The sequence below is a fragment of the Citromicrobium bathyomarinum genome (genome assembly GCA_001306305.2).
GTDB lineage: Bacteria > Pseudomonadota > Alphaproteobacteria > Sphingomonadales > Sphingomonadaceae > Alteriqipengyuania > Alteriqipengyuania bathyomarina.
In genome coordinates this window covers 202,476-222,039 of sequence record CP155577.1, presented here as the reverse complement: position 1 = coordinate 222,039, position 19,564 = coordinate 202,476, and the positions used below count along the sequence as shown (strand labels likewise).

The following is a 19,564-nucleotide window of genomic DNA, read 5'->3' as shown; positions in this document are numbered from 1 at the left end:
CGCCTGTGCGAGCGCGCAAGGCATGGCTGACCTGACCCCCGTGAATGCCGATGGCGACACGCTGATCATCGCCCATCGCGGCGCGAGCGGCGAACGGCCCGAGCATACGCTCGCCAGCTACGAACGCGCGATCGACCAGGGGGCGGACTATATCGAGCCCGATCTGGTGGTGACCAAGGATCTGGTGCTGGTCGCCCGGCACGAGAACGAGATCGGCGAGACGACCAATGTCGCCGACCATCCCGAGTTCGCCGACCGCCGCCGGACCAAGAATATCGAAGGCCAGATGGTCAACGGCTGGTTCGCGGAGGACTTCACGCTCGCCGAATTGCAGACGCTGCGCGCGAAGGAGCGGATGCCCGCGCTGCGCCCGGCCAATGCGCGCTTCGACGGGCTCTACGCAATCCCGACCTTTGCCGACATCATCGCGCTCAAGCGTGCGAAGGAAGCCGAAACGGGCCGCAAGATCGGGCTCTATCCCGAGCTCAAGCACCCCACCTGGCTGTTGCAGGAAAGCGGGATCGATACGGTCGACCTGCTGGTCCGGCAGCTCAAGGCAGAGGGACTCGATGGCGCGGATTCGGACGTGTTCGTCCAAGTGTTCGACATCGCGCCGCTGCAACGGCTCGACAAGATGATCGACGCGCCGCTGATCCTGCTGATCCGCCCCGAAGGCGGCCCCTATGACGAGCCGGGGATCACCTGGGCGGGGATCATGACGCCGACCGGCCTCGCCGAAGTGGCGACCTATGCCGACGGGATCGGTCCGTGGATGGGCCATGTGCTGAACGACGACGGCACGCCGACCGACCTCGTGCGCGATGCCCATGCGGCGGGGCTGAAGGTTCACCCGTGGACCGTGCGAAAGGAAAACGTGTTCCTGCCCGCATCGCTGCGATCGGACGCGAGCGAAAACGGGATCGGCGACATCCGGGGGCTGGTGAAACTGCTCAAGGCCGCCGGAGTCGACGGCTACTTCACCGACGATCCCGGGCTGGTGCGGGCGGACTAGGCGCGCCGCGCGGCCAGAATGTAGTTGAGGCTCATGTCGTCCGACAGGTGCAGGCCCTTGCCCGGACGCCAGGCAATGCCTTGGGTCTGGGTGACGGTCAGGCCCGCATCGGCGAGCAGGTCGGCCAGCTCATCGGGAGTCACGAAGTCGTCCCAGTGGTGCGTGCCCCTCGGCACCGCGCCGACCGCCTCCGCCGCGCCGACCAGCAGCAGGCGGCTGGCGGCGGTGCGATTGGGGGTGGAGAGGATGAGGAGGCCGTCATCGGCAAGTTTGGCGGTGAGCGCAGCGAGGAAGGCGGGCTTGTCCGCGACATGCTCGATCACCTCCATGCAGGTGACGAGGTCGAAACTGCCAAGGTCCAGCGTGCCGATCTCGCCCGCCATGTAGCGGATGTCGAGCCCGGCAGCTTCCGCATGGGCGGCGGCGGCGGCGGCATTCTCGGGTGCGGCATCGACACCCGTCACCTCGGCGCCGAGGCGCGACAAGGGTTCGCACAGCAGGCCCGCGCCGCAGCCGACGTCGACCGCCGCCTTGCCCGCAAGCGGCGAAGCGCTCTCGATATCGCCGCCCCAGTGGCGGTCGATCGACTCGCGAATGAAGCCCAGCCGCACCGGGTTCAAACGGTGGAGCATGGCGGAGGAGCCCTTCGGGTCCCACCAGTCCGCTGCCAGTGCGCCGAAATGGGCGGCTTCATCGGGGCGAATGGTTGCTGTTGCATCGCTCATCCCCGCTCCCTAACACCGCGCCGAAAGTGGCACCAGCGAGGAAGGCTTCGCCCTTGGCGCGGATCGTGATGAAATTCGGCGGGACCTCGATGGCGGGGACCGAGCGCATTCGGCGCGTGGCGCAGATCGTGCGCAAGCAGGCGGCTCCCAAAGACGGCGGGCCGGCGAACGAGGTTGCGGTGGTCGTCTCCGCAATGGCGGGCGAGACGGACCGGCTGGTCAACTTCGCCCGGGAAGCGCACGCCCTCTACGACCCGGCGGAATACGACGTGGTCGTGGCGAGCGGGGAACAGGTCACCTCCGGCCTGCTCGCGATGACGCTCCAGTCGCTGGGGCAGAAGGCGCGCAGCTGGCTCGGCTGGCAGCTCCCGATTCGCACGATCGAGGCCCATGCCAAGGCGCGCGTCGATGCGATCGACAGCGATGCGCTGCTCGCCAGCATGGCCGAGGGCACGATTGCGGTGATCCCGGGCTTCCAGGGGCTGAGCGCGGAAGGGCGCGTCACCACGCTCGGCCGGGGCGGGTCGGACACCAGCGCGGTCGCGGTTGCGGCAGCGGTCAAGGCGGACCGCTGCGATATCTACACCGATGTCGACGGGGTCTACACCACCGACCCGCGGATCGTCGCCAAGGCGCGCAAGCTCAAGGCGGTGACCTACGAGGAAATGCTCGAACTCGCCTCCGTCGGCGCGAAGGTGCTGCAGACCCGCTCTGTCAGCCTCGCGATGAAGGAAGGCGTACGCATACAGGTGCTCTCCAGCTTCGTGGACGACAGCGCGACCCCGGCAGACGACCTGCCGGGCACGCTGATCGTCTCCGAGGAAGAAATGGAGCGGATGGTCGAAGAGGGAAAAATGGAACGCAAGCTCGTCACCGGCATCGCGCACGACAAGAACGAAGCCAAGATCATCCTCACCCGCGTGCCCGACAAGCCGGGCGCGGTGGCGGAGATCTTCGGCCCGCTGGCCGAGGCCAGCATCAATGTCGACATGATCATCCAGAACGTGGGCCGCGACAAGGGTGAGACCGACGTGACCTTCACGATTCCCCAGACCGACCTCGCCCGCGCGCAGGCCCTGCTGGAGGACAAGCGCGAGGCGATCGGCTACAACCGGATCATCACCGACAGCCATATCGCCAAGATCAGTGTCGTCGGCGTGGGCATGAAGAGCCACGCAGGGGTCGCGAGCGACATGTTCCGTGCGCTGGCCGACAGGGGCATCAACATCCAGGCGATCACCACGAGCGAGATCAAGGTCTCGGTGATGATCGACGAGGACGAGACCGAGCTTGCGGTGCGCGTGCTGCACACGGCCTACGGCCTCGACGCGGAAGACGCGGCCTGAGGCTGGCGGCGTGAGCCACACCGCCAAAATCCTGCTGCTCGGCTCGGGTGAGCTGGGGCGCGAGTTCGTGATCTCGGCCAAGCGGCTGGGCGCCTATGTCATCGCCTGCGACAGCTACGACAATGCGCCCGCGATGCAGCTGGCCGACGCGCGCGAGGTGTTCTCGATGCTCGACGGCGATGCGTTGCGCAGCGTGATCGAGAAGCACAAGCCCGACCATGTCGTGCCCGAGATCGAGGCTATCCGCACCGAAGTGCTGGCCGAGGTCGAGGCCAATGGCGTCCATGTCGTACCCACCGCGCGCGCGGCGCAGCTGACTATGAACCGCGATGCGATCCGCGATCTGGCGGCGCAGGAGCTGGGCGTGCGGACCTCGCGCTACGGCTATGCGACCAGCCTCGACGAAGTGCGCGCGGCGGCAGAGGACACGGGCTTTCCCTGCGTCATCAAGCCGGTGATGTCGTCCTCGGGCAAGGGCCAGAGCACGGTGCAGGACGCCGAGGGGCTGGAAGCCGCGTGGGACTATGCCGTGGCCAATATGCGCGGCGACCGGGCGCGGGTGATCGTCGAGCAGTTCATTGATTTCGATTACGAGATCACGCTGCTGACGGTGCGGCACAAGAACGGCGTCACCTTCTGCCCGCCGATCGGGCACCGGCAGGAGCGCGGCGACTATCAGGAAAGCTGGCAGCCGCACGGCATGAGCGAGGCCGCGCTCACGCAAGCGCAGGAGATGGCGCGCAAGGTGGTCGATAATTTGGGTGGGCACGGGTTGTTCGGTGTCGAGTTCTTCGTGCGCGGTGATGCGGTGATCTTCTCCGAATTGAGCCCGCGCCCGCACGACACCGGGATGGTCACGCTGGTCAGCCAGAACCTGACCGAGTTCGACTTGCACGCACGCGCGGTGATGGGCCTGCCCGTGCCCGACACGATCCGCGCGCGCCCTGCGGCCAGCGCGGTGATCCTTGCCGACCGCGAGAGCGAGAACGTCTCCTACGACGGGCTGGCGGAGGCGATGGCCAACGGCTCCGATGTCCGCATCTTCGCCAAGCCGGTCACGCGCCCCTTCCGCCGCATGGGTGTCGCGCTGGCAACTGCGGGCGATACGGACGAAGCCCGCCGCCTCGCAAAAGAGGCAGCGGACCGGGTCACGCTGACCTACGATTAGGCGCTCAGCCGAACAGCCACATCCCCATCAGGCGGGTCGGCAGGAACGAGAAGAGGCCGGGGATCATCAGCGCGCCGAGGTACATCCGCGTGATGTTCCGGCGATGGCTCGCGATGTCGCCCTTCCGGGCCGTGCGGACCACCTGCCACGCACCCAGCAGCGTGATCGGCACGAAGATGTGAATCCAGCTGAAGTCCGTCCCGCCGCGCACGAAAGTGATCGCGATGGCGGTGACGACCATCAGCGACACCCAGATCTTGCCCAGCATCTTGTGCAGCTTCGTGCCCTTGGTGGAGAGCAGCAGGTAGGCGCCGAGCGGAACGCAGGGCAGCACGGTGACGATGTGGATAGCAATCGCGATGTTGCGGTAGCGGCCGTCGTCGGGTGCGAGCCCGGCAAGGAATTTGAAGACCGCCATTGCGATGGCAGCCGTCATCAGCGCGCCGGCAATGGTGATGATCGATTTGAGGATCGGGCCGTTGTCGAACCGGGGCTTCGAGCGGGCTGCGGGGGCGGCGAGGGTGGTCATGCGAAGGTCTCCTGGATGTCTGTCTCCCCCTGGATGCCTCAGGCCCGTTCGCGTGCAACGCGGACTTCGCGGACGACGCAGACCCTTCGTGAAAGCGCCGGATTCGCGTATGTTTGCCACTTTACGAAGCGCGAATGGTCCGCCACTTTGCGCCGATGGACACGAGCGAGCGCCGCGCCGAGGATACTGCCCAGCACCCGGTGCTGCGCAAGGTGCTGATCGACCTGTCGATCATGATTGTGCTCGGCGTGGTGCTGGCGGTGATGGGCCCCTTCGGAAGTTTCCAGATGCCGCTGTCCGTCCGCCTCCTCTACTGGGTCGGTCTCGCGCTGACAGGATATGCCTGCTTCCGGCCGATCGGCGCGTTGGTCACCAGCCTCGGCCCCCGGCTCGATCTGCCGGAATGGCCGCTATGGGTCGCCGCGTGCCTGCTGGCGAGCGTGCCGGTGACATTGGCGGTGTTCTGGGCGGGTCAGCTGCCGGGCCCCTTCTCGCTGCCTCCGTTCGACAACTTTGCGCGGACCTACCCCTACGTGCTGCTGGTCGGCAGCGGTGTGACCGTGCTGTTCCACCAGATCGAGCGGCGCAAGGCCATGCCTGTGGCCGACGCTCCGCCGCCGACACCCGCGCCTTCACAGGTCGAAACTCCGCCTGCGCCAGAGGCCCGCTTTCTCGACCGCCTGCCCGCGCATCTGGGCAGCGACCTGCTCGCGCTGGAAATGGAGGACCACTATGTGCGTGTGCATACCGCGCTCGGCTCCGAACTGATCCTGCTCAGGATGCGCGACGCAGTGGCCGAGCTGGGCGGGGTCGAGGGCGCGCAGGTCCACCGCAGCTGGTGGGTCGCGCGCGACGCAGTCGAGGATGTGAAGCGCGACGGGCGCAACCTGCGGCTGGTGCTTACCGGCGGGTTGGAGGCGCCGGTCTCGCGTGCCCGTGTCGCGGAGTTGAAGGACTCGGGCTGGTTGTAGTTCTTGCCCACCGCGCTCGACGCTCGTAACCGCGCCAGCATGAGCAACACTCCCAAGACAGACGCGCTGATGGCGCGCGGCACCCAATTCCTCGGCAGCAAATACGCGATACTATGCGGCGCGATGAGCTGGGTTTCCGAACGCAACCTCGTTTCCGCGATCTCCAACGCGGGCGGCTTCGGCGTGATTGCCTGCGGCGCGATGACGCCCGAGCTGCTCGATACCGAGATTGCCGAGACGAAGAAGCGCACCGACAAACCCTTCGGCGTCAACCTGATTACCATGCACCCGCAGCTGTTCGATCTGATCGCGGTGTGTGAAAAGCACGCCGTCACCCACGTGGTGCTCGCGGGCGGCATCCCGCCCAAGGGCAGCGTCGAGGCGATCAAGGGCGGAAAGAACCCGGCCAAGGTCATTTGCTTCGCGCCCACGCTGGCGTTGGCGAAGAAGCTATTGCGTTCGGGCGCGGACGCGCTGGTGATCGAAGGGATGGAAGCGGGCGGCCATATCGGGCCGGTCTCGACCAGCGTGCTGGCGCAGGAAATGCTGCCCGAACTGTCGCAGGATCACCTGATCTTCGTCGCGGGCGGCATCGGGCGCGGCAGCGCGATTGCCGGTTATCTGGAGATGGGCGCCTGCGGCGTCCAGCTCGGCACGCGCTTTGCCTGCGCGACCGAGAGCATCGCGCACGAGAACTTCAAGAAGGCCTTCTTCCGCGCCTCCGCCCGCGAAGCGGTCGCCAGCGTCCAGGTCGATGCGCGGCTGCCGGTGATCCCGGTGCGCGCGCTCAAGAACAAGGGCACCGAGGAATTCACCGCGACCCAGCGCGAGATCGCCGGACGGCTCGACCGCGAGGAGATCGCGATGGCCGAGGCGCAGCTGCAGGTCGAGCACTACTGGGCGGGCGCGCTGCGCCGCGCAGTGATCGACGGCGATGTCGAGAACGGCAGCCTGATGGCCGGGCAATCGGTCGGCATGGTCAAGGAAGAGGAGCCCGTTGCGCAGATCATCGCCACGCTGATGGCGGAAAGCGAGGAGGCGCTGACCCGGCGCTGAGCGGACGCACCCGGCCCTCTGCTACGGGAACCACAGGCGGTCTCGCGCTTTATCCCGGGAGGCACGCGCGCGCGAAACCCGCGCATCTGCGCGAGAGCCGCCCCACGTTCGCTATCACACCTTCCGGAGGGTTCTTCCATGCGCATGATCCAGTCTCTCACCGTGGCCGCCCTCGTCGGCCTGGCCACCGTTCCTGCTCTCGCTCTCCAGGAAGGCGCGCCGCAGGTGCCGGGCCAGATGGACGCCAGCCGGGTCAGCGGCGGCACCTATGTGACCGATCCTGCGCACACGCTGGTCGCGTGGACGGTCAACCATTTCGGCTTCAACAGCTATTTCGGCGCGTTCGGCGACGTTGACGGCATGCTGCAGATCGATCCTGCCGACCTGTCCTCCGCCAAGGTCGACGTGACCATCCCGATCACCAGCGTTACCGTGGTCAGCGAAGGACTGCGCGATCACCTTCTGCGCCCCGCCAAGGATGGCGGCGACCCCGATTTCTTCGGCGCCGAGCCTGAAGCTGCGCGCTTCGTCTCGACCAGTGTCGACGTCGGCGCGGATGGTACCAGTGCCAGCATTACCGGCGATCTGACCATGAATGGCGTGACCAAGCCGGTCACCATCGACGCCCGCTTTACCGGCGCAGGCTCCAACCCGATGAAAAAGGTCGAAACGATCGGCTTCGAAGGCACCGCGACGATTATGCGGTCCGATTTCGGGGTCGACTACGCGCTCCCGCTGGTGAGCGACGAGGTCGAACTGACGATCAGCGCCGCCTTCGAAAAGCAGTAGGCAAGCACGATAACCGGGCGCGCTGCGGGCCCGAGCCGCGGCTCATTTCAGGGGAGGCACGCGTATGTGTGATGAGGCGAAGCTGGCCCAGTGGGCGAAGCAGGGGCTCAACCGGCGGCAGTTCGGCATCCTCGGCGGGGTGGCCGCGATCGGGGCCTGCGCACCGATGGCGGGGGGCTCCGGCGGCGATGCCTCGCTGCCGGCGCTGACCGAGCGTCAGGTATCCTTCGAGACCTCTGCAGGCACGATGGACGGCTTCTTCGTCGCGCCTGCCTCCGGCGCGGCGCCCGGCGTGCTGTTCTGGCCCGATATTGCCGGCCTGCGCGAGGCGAAGCGCGCCATGGCGCGGCGGCTGGCCGGGCATGGCTATGCGGTGCTGGTGGTCAACCCCTATTACCGCGACGTCGCGGGCGAGCAGTTCGCCGATTTCGCCACCTTCGCGGGCAATGGCGGCTTCCAGAAGGTCAAGCCGTGGCGCGACAAGCTGACTGCACAGGCGATCATGAGCGACGCGACCGCAGCGGTCGACTGGCTCGATGCGCAAAAGGAAGTCGACACCGCGCGTGGGATCGGCACGCAGGGCTATTGCATGGGCGGGCCGTTCACCTTCTGGACGGCGGCGGCGGTTCCCGCACGGGTCAAGGGTGTCGCCAGCTTCCACGGTGGCGGGCTGGTGCGCGAGGATGATCCGATGAGCCCGCATCGCACCTTCGACGATACGCAGGCGCATTACTTGGTCGCGATCGCGAAGAACGACGACGCGGAGGCGCCCGATCACAAGCGCATCCTGCGCGAGGCGGCGGAAGAGGCGGGACGTCCGGCTAGAATCGAGGTCTATGATGGCGATCACGGCTGGACCGTGCCGGACAGCCCGGCCTATGCCGAACCTGCTGCGGAGAAGGCCTTTGCTGATTTGATGGCGCTTTACGCTACTGCGCTGTGACGACTGGCGCGCTGTTGCAAGAATGCGACAGCGCTCAAAATCGTGTTCCGCTGCCGAATCCACAGGCTTGTGCATGGGATGGCGCTTGTGCATGGGGCTGAATGAAGCTTCTTAAGAGGGGAAGATACGTGCGTATTGCCAAGACTTTGACTGCCGCCGCCGCGCTCGCTCTCGCCGGTGGGTCCATCGCCGCTCAGGCCGAACCCGTTCGCACCGCCGCTCCGGCGTCGGAAGAAAGCGAACTCGCGGGTCTCAGCTACGGCACCCAGTTCCTCGCGCTGGCGCTGATCGCCGGTGTGATCGCTGGTGCCTACGCGCTGGCCGATTCGGGTGACGACGATGCGGTGAGCAATTAAGCTCATTCTATCGGAATCGCCTTGAGCCGCGATAGCGCGGCTCGGGATTGAAAGGGGTCGCTCGCAAGGGCGGCCCTTTTTCGTTGTTACACGCCCGCATACGCCCGCCAGACCCCGGTTTCACTTGGCCTCGTCGCCCCCGCCCGCTACGCTGTAATCCTGTAAAATCAGGAGTGGATCGGATGGGTGGAATTGTCGTTCTCGGGCTGCTGGTGTTCCTGCTGCTCGTCTTCCTGATGACCGCCATTACCATGGTGAAGCAGGGCTACGTCTACACGATCGAGCGGTTCGGCAAGTTCACCAAGGCTGCCGATCCGGGCCTGACGATCATCTTTCCGCTGATCGACCGGGTCGGCCACCGCATCAACATGATGGAACAGGTGCTCGATATTCCTGGGCAGGAAATCATCACCAAGGACAACGCCATGGTCGGGGTCGATGCGGTGGTGTTCTTCCAGGTGCTCGACGCGCCCAAGGCGGCCTACGAGGTCTCTGGCCTGCACCCCGCGATCATGGCGCTGACCACCACCAACCTGCGCACCGTGATGGGCAGTATGGATCTGGACGAGACGCTGTCCAAGCGCGACGAGATCAACGCCCGCCTGCTCAGCGTGGTCGACCATGCGACGTCGCCGTGGGGGATCAAGATCACCCGGGTCGAGATCAAGGACATCCGCCCGCCGCGCGACATTTCCGAAGCGATGGCCCGCCAGATGAAGGCCGAACGCCTCAAGCGCGCCGAGATCCTCGAAGCCGAGGGCGATCGCCAGAGCCGCATCCTGCGCGCCGAGGGTGAGAAGCAGAGCGCGATCCTGAAGGCCGAAGGTGCACGCGAGAGTGCGTTCCGAGATGCCGAGGCGCGCGAGCGTGCCGCCGAAGCCGAAGCCAAGGCCACCCAGATGGTGTCCGACGCGATCGCATCCTCGGGCAACCAGGCGATTAACTACTTCGTCGCGCAGGAATACACCAAGGCGGTGGGCAAGTTCGCCGACAGCCCCAATGCCAAGACGATCTTGTTCCCGGTCGAGGCGACCCAGCTGATCGGTTCGCTCGGCGGGATCGGCGAACTGGTGCGCGATGCCATCAATCCGGGCGATAACGCGCCGGTCGGCGGCAACAACGGCGTGCCGCTCTCGCGCGAGCGCGATCCGGTGACCCGCGAACGCGCCTCAGTGCCCCGCGCGGGCCGCGGCGATCCGCAGTGATCGGTAAGCGGCGATGATCGACGGGATCGACCACTACTGGATATGGATCGCGCTGGGCCTCTTGCTGGCCGTGCTCGAACTGCTGGTGCCGGGGGTCTACCTCATCTGGCTCGCCGTGGCCGCGCTCGTCACAGGCGCGCTGGCGTTCGTGCTGCCCTTCGGCTGGCCGCTGGAGATCGTCAGCTTCGTCTCGCTCTCTCTGATCGCGGTCTACAGCGCGCGCCGCTACCTCAATGACAAGCCGATCGTCAGCAGCGATCCGCTGCTCAACCAGCGTGGCGGGCGGATGGTCGGGGAGACGGCGCTGGTCGTCCAGCCGATCGAGAGCGGCAGCGGGCGCGTGCGGCTGGGCGACAGCGAGTGGATCGCGCGCGGGCCCGACACTCCGGCCGGGCAGCGCGTGCGGATCAGCGGCAATGACGGTGCGATCCTGCTGGTCGAACCGATCGCCTTGATCGCCGAGGCGAAGACGCCGGATACCGACGAAACGCCTGCCGAAGGCTGAGCTTGCGCGCGGGCGCCCTCAGCCTGCGCTGTCCATCTTCTCTGCAAAGCGGCCATGCTTGCGATAGCGCACCATGTAGTGGTCGATCACCAGCTCCAGCGGGCGCGGCTGGATACCAAGCGCAGCGAAGCCAGGCACCCCTTCAGAGGCGGTGCTGCCCGCCTTGAGCATGCGCCACTGGTCCGTCCCCATCGGCGTGCCGGGCAGCGCGGCGAAAGCGGCGCTGGCACTGTCGGGCATCGGAACGAAGGTGCGCTTGCGCCGCTGCGCCTTGGCGATCCGCTGATTGAGCTCCATCATCGTCCACTTGTCCGGACCGGCCAGCTCGTAGATCTTGCCGCCGAACTCGGACGGGTCGAGGAGCGCCTTGGTGATCGCCGCCGCGACATCGTCGACATGGACCACCTGCAGCGGCGAATCGGGCGCGAACACCGGCAGCACCGGCAGGCTCGCGATCAGATCGGCGAACAGGTTCAGAATGCCGCCATCGGGGCCGAAGATGATCGAGGGGCGCAGGATCGTCGCCTTGGGGAAGGCATCGCGCACCAGTTCCTCGCCCAGTGCCTTGGCCTGCGCGTAGGTGGACGGGCCGTTGCGGTCCGCGCCGATCGCGCTGACCTGAACGAAGCGGCTCGCGCCCGCGTCCTTAGCCGCGCGCGCCAGATTGCCCGCAGCCTCGCCCATCAGCTTCATCAGGTCGCCTTCGAAGGTGCCGACCAGGTTGACGACCGCATCGCTCCCTTCGACGCAGGCACGCACGCTGCGCTCGTCGAGAATGTCGCACCGGGCGAACTGCAGCTGGCCGAGCTTGGCCAGCGGCTTGAGCGAGAACGCTTCTTCCGGATGGCGCGCGGCGATTCGCACGCGGGCATTCTGTTGCAGCAGGTCTTCGGCGACGTGGCGGCCGATAAAGCCGCTGCCGCCGAAGATCGTCACCACCTTGTCGGCGAGCGGATTGGTGATGGGCATCGGGTAGGCCTTTCCGAAGGGGGCAATTGGGCGGTTGATATGCAGCGCCGCTTTGCCGGATGGCGACGAGCCTCGCAAGGCTGGCATGCGTGTTCTCTATTTGCGTTGACAGGCATGCCCTCCCTCGGTTAGTGGCCCGCGCCTACCCGGCGGCCGCGCCTTCGATGACCGGCCTGCCACGTGTGCCCAGATGGCGGAATTGGTAGACGCACCGTCTTCAGGTGGCGGCGATCGCAAGGTCGTGGAGGTTCGAGTCCTCTTCTGGGCACCATTTCCAATCAAGGATTGGTATTGGTACAGCGGCGCTGTGCGGGGCGTCCAATCTCGATGTGATTAGGGATGTCCGCGGGGGAAATCGGCCAATCGGCGTCGACACAGCGACACAGATCTTCGCGCGCTGCTATTTTGCGATCCTGAGCCCACAGATCCTGAGCCCACAATAGCCTGCGTTCAGCTTGCGCCGCATTACACGGAGCGCGCCGACAGGGCTCTCTGCCGTGGGGTGGACATCCAGGATGGGGCCATCGATGACATCGTCGACAGGAATGCTGTCGCGCTGTTGCACCAGCTCGTGGGCAAGCACGGGCGTTGTCATCTGGGTCGTCCTTGCCTCAAGCCGCGAACAGCTTGGCCATCGCTGCGATCACGGCGTCGGGATCGAGGCGATATTCGCGGTAGAGATCGACCAGATCGCCGGTCTGGCCGAAGCGATCCACGCCCAGCGGAGAGACTCGGCGTCCATCGACCCCGCCCAGCCAGGAGAGTGCGCCCGGTGAGCCGTCGAGCATGGTGACCAACTGCGCTCCGGCGGGCAGCTGCGACAGCAGGCTTTCGATATGGGACGGTCCCGCGCCATCCTGCGCCATGCGCGCGCTCCATTCGCGGTGCAGCAGGTCGGGCGATGTCACCACCAGCAGGCCGAGGCCGGGCAGGTCGTCCGCCATCGCATCGCAGGCGGTGATGGCCTCGGGTGTAATCGCGCCCATGGTCACGATCGCAGCCTCGGCACCTTCGCCCGGCTCTCGCAGCCAGTAGGCGCCCTTCTTGGCCCCCTCGCGCCACGCATCGTCGGTGCGCTCGACCTGCGGGATGGCGCGCGTAGTGAGGCGGAAGTAGACCGCTTCGCCGTCGGGGGCCTGAAGCAGGCCGAACGCCTCCTCCATCAGCAGCGCCAGTTCATCGACGAAGGCGGGTTCGTAATGCCGCAGGCCCGGCTGGCCCATCGCGATCAGCGGCGGATTGATCGACTGGTGTGCGCCGCCTTCCGGCCCCAGCGTAACCCCCGCCGGGGTTGCGACCAGCATGAAGCGCGCATCCTGGTAACAGGCATAGTTCAGCGCATCGAGGCCGCGCGCGATGAAGGGATCGTAGACCGTGCCGATGGGAAGCAGCCTCTCGCCGAACAGCGCACCCGACAGCCCCATCGCGGCCAGCGCGAGGAACAGGTTGTTTTCCGCAATGCCCAGTTCCAGATGCTGGCCTGCCGTATCGCCCTCCCACTTCTGGGCCGAGGGAATGCGCGCCTTGCGGAATACATCCTCCATCTGCTGCCGCCGGAACAGTCCGCGCTGGTTCACCCACGCGCCGAGGTTGGTGGACACGGTCACATCGGGCGATGTCGTGATGATCCGGTCGGCCAGCGGCGAACCGCCCTTGGCGAGGTCGAGCAGGATCTTGCCGAAAGCGGTCTGCGTCGCCTGCTCGCTGCCTTCGGGTGCGGCGATCGCAGGCACATCGAAGGTGGGCGCGTGGACCTGACCCTTGTCGCGCGCGATGTGTGTGCCTTCGACCAGATCGCGCAGCGCGGATTCAGTATTGTCGCCAATCCCGGCGTAGGGTTCCCACTCGCTCCCCTCGGCGATGCCCTGCTGGTCGCGCAGCGCCTCGATCTGGCTGGTGTTCATCAGGCCGGCATGGTTGTCCTTATGGCCCGCGAAGGGCAGGCCGTAGCCCTTGATGGTGTAGGCGATGAACAGCGTGGGCGTGTCGTCGTCGGCCGCGTCGAAAGCTTCGGTCAGGCTTTCCATGCAATGGCCGCCCAGATTGGTCATCAGCCGCGCCAGCGCCTCGTCGTCGCGCCGCTCAAGCAGCTTGGCCACACCCTCCTGCGCGCCGATATCCCTGGTCAGCCGTGCGCGCCATTGCTCGCCGCCCTGATAGGTCAGCGCGGCATATTCGGCGTTGGAGGTGGTATCGATCCACTCGCGCAGCGCCTCGCCTCCCGGCTCCTCGAAGGCCTGCTCCATCAGCTTGCCGTATTTGAGCGTGACGACCCGCCAGCCGCAGGTGCGGAAGATGTCGTCGAACCGGCGGAACATGCGGTCGGCGGTGGTATGGTCGAGCGACTGGCGGTTGTAGTCGACGATCCACCAGCAATTGCGCACGTCGTGCTTGTACCCCTCGATCAGGCATTCGTAGATATTGCCCTCGTCGAGTTCGGCATCGCCCATCAGCGCGACCATCCGACCGGTCTTTTCAGGCGCGAGCGCGCTGTGGGCGACCAGATAATCCTGCACCAAGCTGGCAAAGGCGGTCACCGCCACACCCAGCCCGACCGAGCCGGTCGAGAAATCGACCGGAATGCGGTCCTTGGTGCGGCTGGGGTAGCTCTGCGCGCCGCCGAAGCCGCGAAACGCCTCCAGCTGTTCGCGCGACTGGCTGCCGAGCAGATAGTGAATCGCATGCAGCACCGGCCCCGCGTGCGGCTTGACCGCGACCTTGTCGTTAGGGCCCAGCGCGTGGAAATAGAGCGCGGTCATGATGCTGCTGATCGAAGCGCAGCTCGCCTGATGCCCGCCGACCTTCAGGTTATCGCGACTCTCGCGCACATTATTGGCGTTGTGGATCGTCCACGAGGACAGCCAGCGCAGCCGCCGGTCGAGCGTTTCGAGCAAACTGATACGGTCCGGTTCGATCCCCGGCTTCGTCTTCGTGGCCATGAGTCATCCTCAGTCTGGGGGCTGCCCGCCGGTCAGACAGAGATTTGATCTCCAGCGCAAGGATCGCTTGGCGGATAATGCGGCCGGGAGCGCTCAATCCTTGTAGCGCATATCGATCCGCAGGTTGGTGACCCCCGAGCCGACCGTAAAACGCGCACTGCTGAGCGACGGAGGGAGGGGGATGCCGAGCAGGGTTTTGACCTCGGGATTGTTCGAGATGCCGCCGCCATCGACCGACAGGTCGCTCTTGCGATTGTCGTTGACATCGTGGTGCACGGTCAGCGCGTAATCGCCCGCGTTGTCCACCGGCACGCAGACCGTCATCGTGCCCTTGCGCGGCTTGGTTTCGAGCCGGGTCAGATAGCGCTGCGAGCGCAGCCATTCCGAGCCGCGCGCGCGGAAAGTGCGCACGTACAGGCCGCCCTCGTTCGAGCGCAGGCCGGTGACCGTGATCCGGATTGCAGGGCCCGCGCCGCTGCTGCACTTGCTCAGGTCGTTGTAGATCACCTTGGCATAGGTGACCTGCTGCGCCGCGACCGGCGAGAGGGCGAGGCTGCCCGCTGCGGCGGCGAACGCGGCGCGTGCAGCAAGGCTGACGGGGCTGAAACGCATCGATCTATTTCCGTTCATGAGTGTGGGATTTGGGGCAATGGCGATCGCGTCGCAAGCCTGCCCGCTTTCCCTGTCCAATATCGGCAAGGCCGTGAATTGGCCATGAACTGCCTTATCCTTGCGGCATAACGACGACTCGCGGGGGAAAACGTGGTCGCTGCTGTCTCTTTCCGATTCGCCGCGCGCTAAGGGGAGCCGAAGCTCCCGCCTGTCATACAAGCCGATTTCGTCAAGATGACCGTACCGCTGATTGCCCCGTCCATCCTTTCCGCCGATTTCGCCCGGCTTGGGGAGGAGGTGCGCAGCGTCGACGCTGCAGGTGCGGACTGGATCCATATCGATGTGATGGACGGGCATTTCGTGCCCAACCTCACGATCGGCCCGGGCGTGGTGAAGGCGCTGCGCCCGCACAGCGACAAGCCGTTCGACGTGCACCTGATGGTCAGCCCGGTCGACCAGTGGCTGGAAGCCTTTGCCGAGGCGGGTGCCGACCATATTACGATCCATCCCGAGGCCGGGCCGCACACGCATCGCACGCTGCAGACGATCCGTTCGCTGGGCAAGAAGGCGGGCGTGGTGCTCAACCCCGGCACGTCGGAAAGCGTGCTCGAATACCTGATCGACATGGTCGACCTGGTGCTGGTGATGAGCGTCAATCCAGGCTTCGGCGGGCAGAGCTTCATCGACAGCCAGCTGCGCAAGATCGAGGCGATCCGGACGATGATCGACGCGACCGGGCGGGAGATCTGGCTGGAGGTTGACGGCGGAGTGGATGCGGAGACCGCACCGCGCTGCGTCGCCGCCGGGGCCGATGTGCTGGTGGCGGGATCGGCGACGTTCAGAGGCGGACCCGATCGCTACGCCGCCAATATCGAAAGACTGAAGGGCAGGGAGAGCTGATGGTCGAACGGGTGGGGCATGGTCCGGCAGGAAGCGCGCAGGACGACGCGCATGAAGAGGTGCCCGATCGCGAGGAACGCGCCGCGCGCCAGTTGATCATGACGCTGGCCGACAAGCCCGAGCCGACCGCGCTGAGCGCGCCGGAAGACCCGCCCGCTCCGCTCCCCATGGCATCGGCCGAAACCCCACCCGCGTCTCGCGATATCCCGCAGGTTGAAGTTCTGGCCCCCTCGCGTGCGCTGGTTCCGCAGGAAATCGGCGCGCCCCGGGTCAGTGCGGGCGAGCGGCTGGTCCGCATGGCCTACGCAGCCGGCATCCGCGGGCGGCTGATCACCTCGCCGCTGTCGAAGCCTGCCAAGCGCCGCGTGCTCGCGACCGTCACGCCCTCGCTGCCGGGCGACCGGGCGGCGGGAATTGCGCTCAGGGCCGGGCATTTCCTGGTCCACGGGGTCAAGCTGCCGATCGCCCAGCTCGACTTCAAGAACGGTACCCGGATGGCCCCGCCGCTGGAGCGTGCGGTGCATTCCTATCTCTGGCTGCGCGATCTGGCCGGCTCCGGCGCGCGTCCGCAGGTCGAGGCGACCGCGCTGCGCATCCACCGCATGTGGCTGGATGCCTTCGCCACGCCCGGCAAGGGCCATGCTTGGGAGGTCGAGGCGGCGGGCAGGCGGCTGCTTGCCTGGCTGGTCCACGCGCCGCTGATCCTGTCGAACAAGGCGGTGCGCGGACGCACGCTGGCCGCGCTGGACAAGACGGCCGACTGGCTCGATTCCCATGTCACCAAGGCACCCGACCGGGAGGCAGAGATTCATGCCTGGGCCGGGCTGGTCGCCGCAGGGCTGCTGCTGCCCGAAGGAAAGCCGCGCCGCCTCTATGCCGAAGCCGGGCTGGCCCGCGCGCTGGGCGATTTCGTGGGCGAGGATGGCGGCGTGCAATCGCGCAGCCCGTTGTCGCAGATGGACATGCTCGAGCTGCTGACCGAGCTGGCCGCCTGCTATCGCTCGATGAAGATCGAGCCGCCCAAGTTCGTCGGCGCCGTCTCCGAACTGCTGGTCCCGCCGCTGCTTGCGGTGGTTCATGGCGAGGGCGGGCTGGGCAACTGGCAGGGCGCGGGTGCCGTGGCCTCCGAACGGGTCAGCGAGCTGATCGGCGCGAGCGGGGTGCGCACCCGCCCGCTGAAGGAGCCGCGCGGCTGGGGCTATCACAGGGCGCATGCGGGCAAGACGGTGCTGCAGTTCGATGCGGCCCCGCCGCCTCTGGCCCGCTACGCGCGGTCGGGCTGCGCCTCTACCCTCGCCTTCGAACTTTCGTCCGCAGGCCAGCGCCTGATCGTCAATTGCGGCGGCGCGGCGTGGGCCGGGGGGCAGGTGCCCGCGCGGATCGAGCAGGGTCTGCGCGCGACTGCGGCGCACTCCACGCTGGTTCTCGAAGACGTCAATTCGACCGCGATCCTGATCAAGGGCAAGCTCGGCGCGGGCGTGGGCGAGGTCGAGGTCGACCGGCGCACGGTCGGCGGCACGCGCGGCGGCGCGACCCGGATCGAGGCGACGCATGACGGCTATGCCGGGCGCTTCGGCCTCAACCACAAGCGCGTGCTGGTGCTGCGCGAGGATGGGACGGAGCTGGCCGGGGAAGACGTGCTGTTGCCCGCGAGCAAGCGCGGCAAGCGCGGCAAGGTGGGCTACGCGATCCGTTTCCATCTCGGCCCGGGGATCGTCGCTCGCCTTTCGGAGGACCGCAAGGGCGCAGGACTCGCACTGCCCGACGGTTCGCACTGGCAATTCCGCGTCGCGGGTGAATATACGGGCACGCTCTCGATCGAAGACAGCCTCTTCGTCGACGGACAGGGTCGGCCGCAGCCGATCCAGCAGCTCGTATTGCAGGGGATGGCTCCGCGCAGCGGCGGCAGCTTCGCCTGGTTGTTCAAGAAGATGGGATAACACGTGACTGACATCGCTATCCGCAGGGCTCTCCTTTCGGTTTCCGACAAGGAGGGATTGCCCCAGCTTGGCCGCGCCCTCGCCGACCGGGGCGTGGAGCTTGTATCGACCGGCGGCACCGCCAGGGCGCTGCGCGAAGCGGGGCTGGAGGTGCGCGATGTCTCCGACCTGACGGGCTTCCCCGAGATGATGGACGGGCGGGTCAAGACGCTCCACCCCAAGGTGCACGGCGGGCTGCTGGCGCTGCGCGACAACGATGATCACGTCGCCTCGATGCAGGAACACGAGATCGGCGCGATCGATCTGGTGGTGGTCAATCTCTACCCGTTCGAGGCGACGGTCGCGAAGGGCGCGGACCGGCCCGAGGTGATCGAGAATATCGACATTGGCGGGCCTTCGATGGTCCGCTCGGCAGCGAAGAACCACCAGTTCGTCACCATCCTCACCGATCCGGCGGATTATGCGACGCTGATTGCGGAACTGGAAAGCGGCAAGGGCGGGACCAGCCTCGATTTCCGGCGCAAGATGGCGGCCAAGGCCTTCGCCGCGACCGCCGCCTATGATGCGATGATCAGCCAGTGGTTCGCCTTTGCCGACCAGCAGCAGCAATTTCCCGATTACCTCTCGGTCGGGGGCAAAGCTCCGACGGTGCTGCGCTATGGCGAGAACCCGCACCAGCAGGCCGCGCTCTACACGCCGACCGGGCCGCACGCGCAGGGCATCGCGCAGGCCGAGCAGCTTCAGGGCAAGGAACTGAGCTACAACAACTACAACGACGCCGACGCCGCGCTGGAGCTGTGCGCGGAGTTCGGCGGGCAGGAGCCCGCGGTGGTGATCGTCAAGCACGCCAACCCGTGCGGCGTGGCCCAGCGTGGCACGCTGATCGATGCGTGGAACGAAGCGCTCGCCTGCGATAGCGTCTCGGCGTTCGGCGGGATCGTCGCGGTCAACCGCGAGCTCGACGGCGAGACCGCGCGGGCGATCTGCGAGATCTTCACCGAAGTCGTCATCGCGCCGGGCGTGAGCGACGAGGCGCGGGAGGCCTTTGCCAAGAAGAAGAACCTGCGCCTGCTGACCGTCGGCGACCTGCCCGACCCGCGGCGCGAGGGGCTGAGCGTCAAGCCGATCACCGGCGGGCTGCTGGTGCAGAGCCGCGACAACGCGACCATTTCGACCGACGATCTGAAAGTCGTGACGACGCGCGAACCGACGCAGCAGGAGCTGAAGGACTGCCTGTTCGCGTGGACCGTGGCGCGCCACGTCAAGTCCAACGCGATCGTCTATGCCAAGGACGGCGCGACCGCCGGGATCGGCGCGGGCCAGATGAACCGCCGCGATTCGAGCCGCATCGCCGCGATCAAGGCCGCCGAAGCTGCCGAGAAATACGGTTGGGCAGAGCCGCGCACGGTCGGCAGTGCAGTCGCCTCCGATGCGTTCTTCCCCTTCGCCGACGGCCTGCTGGCCGCGGCCGAGGCAGGCGCGACCGCGATCATCCAGCCGGGTGGTTCGATGCGCGACCAGGAAGTAATCGACGCCGCGAACGAGGCCGGCTTGGCGATGGTTTTCACCGGAATGCGCCACTTCCGCCACTGATTGGGC

Annotated in this window: 19 protein-coding genes and 1 tRNA gene; 14 read left to right on the top strand and 6 right to left on the bottom strand. The window is 66.7% G+C overall.

All coding sequences use genetic code 11. The features are described 5' to 3' along the window. The first annotated feature begins 22 nt into the window (after positions 1-22). Complete coding sequence (locus VO57_001085) at positions 23-1,012, top strand: glycerophosphodiester phosphodiesterase (GenBank protein XBL69962.1); 990 nt, start codon at positions 23-25, stop codon at positions 1,010-1,012. Here VO57_001085 and ubiG read toward each other — a convergent pair. Continuing rightward, positions 1,009-1,737, bottom strand: a complete 729-nt coding sequence (ubiG, locus tag VO57_001080) for a bifunctional 2-polyprenyl-6-hydroxyphenol methylase/3-demethylubiquinol 3-O-methyltransferase UbiG (protein XBL69961.1) — start codon at positions 1,735-1,737, stop codon at positions 1,009-1,011. The genes VO57_001085 and ubiG overlap by 4 nt on opposite strands. Before the next feature lie 68 nt (positions 1,738-1,805). Between ubiG and VO57_001075 the strand changes: the two genes are divergently transcribed. Together VO57_001075 and purT are read left to right on the top strand one after the other, a co-directional pair. Next, positions 1,806-3,083, top strand: coding sequence for an aspartate kinase (locus VO57_001075; GenBank protein XBL71369.1), 1,278 nt, complete (start codon positions 1,806-1,808; stop codon positions 3,081-3,083). Positions 3,084-3,093: 10 nt separating this feature from the next. Further along, positions 3,094-4,251, top strand: coding sequence for a formate-dependent phosphoribosylglycinamide formyltransferase (gene purT, locus VO57_001070; protein XBL69960.1), 1,158 nt, complete (start codon positions 3,094-3,096; stop codon positions 4,249-4,251). Positions 4,252-4,255: 4 nt separating this feature from the next. Here the strand turns inward: purT and VO57_001065 are convergent, their stop codons facing one another. Then, positions 4,256-4,780, bottom strand: coding sequence for a DUF2306 domain-containing protein (locus tag VO57_001065; protein XBL69959.1), 525 nt, complete (start codon positions 4,778-4,780; stop codon positions 4,256-4,258). A 155-nt stretch (positions 4,781-4,935) separates the two neighbouring features. Between VO57_001065 and VO57_001060 the strand changes: the two genes are divergently transcribed. The 7 genes from VO57_001060 (at position 4,936) to VO57_001030 (ending at position 10,605) form a co-directional block, all read left to right on the top strand. After that, positions 4,936-5,751, top strand: coding sequence for a LytTR family DNA-binding domain-containing protein (locus tag VO57_001060; protein ID XBL69958.1), 816 nt, complete (start codon positions 4,936-4,938; stop codon positions 5,749-5,751). Positions 5,752-5,790: 39 nt separating this feature from the next. Continuing rightward, positions 5,791-6,807 (top strand): nitronate monooxygenase, encoded by a 1,017-nt coding sequence (locus VO57_001055; GenBank protein ID XBL69957.1) that lies wholly within the window; start codon positions 5,791-5,793, stop codon positions 6,805-6,807. Between the two features lie 144 nt (positions 6,808-6,951). Continuing rightward, entirely contained in the window at positions 6,952-7,596 is a 645-nt protein-coding gene (locus VO57_001050; GenBank protein ID XBL69956.1) for a YceI family protein, read from the top strand. 64 nt (positions 7,597-7,660) lie between these two features. Further along, the gene (locus VO57_001045) at positions 7,661-8,539 is read left to right on the top strand and encodes a dienelactone hydrolase family protein (protein ID XBL69955.1); all 879 of its coding nucleotides are present in this window, start codon (positions 7,661-7,663) and stop codon (positions 8,537-8,539) included. Positions 8,540-8,667: 128 nt separating this feature from the next. Next, positions 8,668-8,895 carry a hypothetical protein gene (locus VO57_001040; GenBank protein ID XBL69954.1) on the top strand — a complete coding sequence of 76 codons (228 nt, stop codon included), beginning with the start codon at positions 8,668-8,670 and terminating at the stop codon, positions 8,893-8,895. 182 nt (positions 8,896-9,077) lie between these two features. Further along, a complete protein-coding gene (locus VO57_001035) occupies positions 9,078-10,100 on the top strand; it encodes an SPFH domain-containing protein (GenBank protein XBL69953.1) in 1,023 nt (340 codons plus the stop codon). A 13-nt stretch (positions 10,101-10,113) separates the two neighbouring features. Then, a complete protein-coding gene (locus VO57_001030; protein ID XBL69952.1) occupies positions 10,114-10,605 on the top strand; it encodes an NfeD family protein in 492 nt (163 codons plus the stop codon). 18 nt (positions 10,606-10,623) lie between these two features. Here VO57_001030 and VO57_001025 read toward each other — a convergent pair whose 3' ends face one another. Then, on the bottom strand, positions 10,624-11,574 hold the full coding sequence (locus VO57_001025; GenBank protein ID XBL69951.1) for a complex I NDUFA9 subunit family protein: 951 nt from the start codon (positions 11,572-11,574) through the stop codon (positions 10,624-10,626). A 184-nt stretch (positions 11,575-11,758) separates the two neighbouring features. Here VO57_001025 and VO57_001020 point away from each other — a divergent pair. Further along, positions 11,759-11,845 (top strand) — tRNA-Leu (locus VO57_001020). Between the two features lie 129 nt (positions 11,846-11,974). Here VO57_001020 and VO57_001015 read toward each other — a convergent pair. The 3 genes from VO57_001015 to VO57_001005 all read right to left on the bottom strand — a co-directional run bounded on the left by VO57_001015 (position 11,975) and on the right by VO57_001005 (position 15,125). Continuing rightward, positions 11,975-12,169 carry a hypothetical protein gene (locus VO57_001015; GenBank protein XBL69950.1) on the bottom strand — a complete coding sequence of 65 codons (195 nt, stop codon included), beginning with the start codon at positions 12,167-12,169 and terminating at the stop codon, positions 11,975-11,977. Positions 12,170-12,185: 16 nt separating this feature from the next. Further along, positions 12,186-14,513 (bottom strand): transketolase, encoded by a 2,328-nt coding sequence (locus VO57_001010; GenBank protein XBL69949.1) that lies wholly within the window; start codon positions 14,511-14,513, stop codon positions 12,186-12,188. 93 nt (positions 14,514-14,606) lie between these two features. After that, on the bottom strand, positions 14,607-15,125 hold the full coding sequence (locus VO57_001005; protein ID XBL69948.1) for a DUF2141 domain-containing protein: 519 nt from the start codon (positions 15,123-15,125) through the stop codon (positions 14,607-14,609). A gap of 234 nt (positions 15,126-15,359) precedes the next feature. Here VO57_001005 and rpe point away from each other — a divergent pair, with 234 nt between their 5' ends. From rpe to purH, 3 genes are read left to right on the top strand one after another with little or no spacing between them, the layout of a single operon-like run. Beyond that, the gene (rpe, locus tag VO57_001000; protein XBL69947.1) at positions 15,360-16,025 is read left to right on the top strand and encodes a ribulose-phosphate 3-epimerase; all 666 of its coding nucleotides are present in this window, start codon (positions 15,360-15,362) and stop codon (positions 16,023-16,025) included. Then, positions 16,025-17,965 (top strand): heparinase II/III family protein, encoded by a 1,941-nt coding sequence (locus VO57_000995; GenBank protein ID XBL69946.1) that lies wholly within the window; start codon positions 16,025-16,027, stop codon positions 17,963-17,965. The genes rpe and VO57_000995 overlap by 1 nt, the downstream gene beginning before the upstream one ends. A gap of 3 nt (positions 17,966-17,968) precedes the next feature. Beyond that, positions 17,969-19,558: a bifunctional phosphoribosylaminoimidazolecarboxamide formyltransferase/IMP cyclohydrolase gene (gene purH / locus VO57_000990; protein ID XBL69945.1), complete on the top strand. Its 1,590-nt coding sequence runs from the start codon at positions 17,969-17,971 to the stop codon at positions 19,556-19,558. The last annotated feature ends 6 nt before the right edge of the window (positions 19,559-19,564 follow it).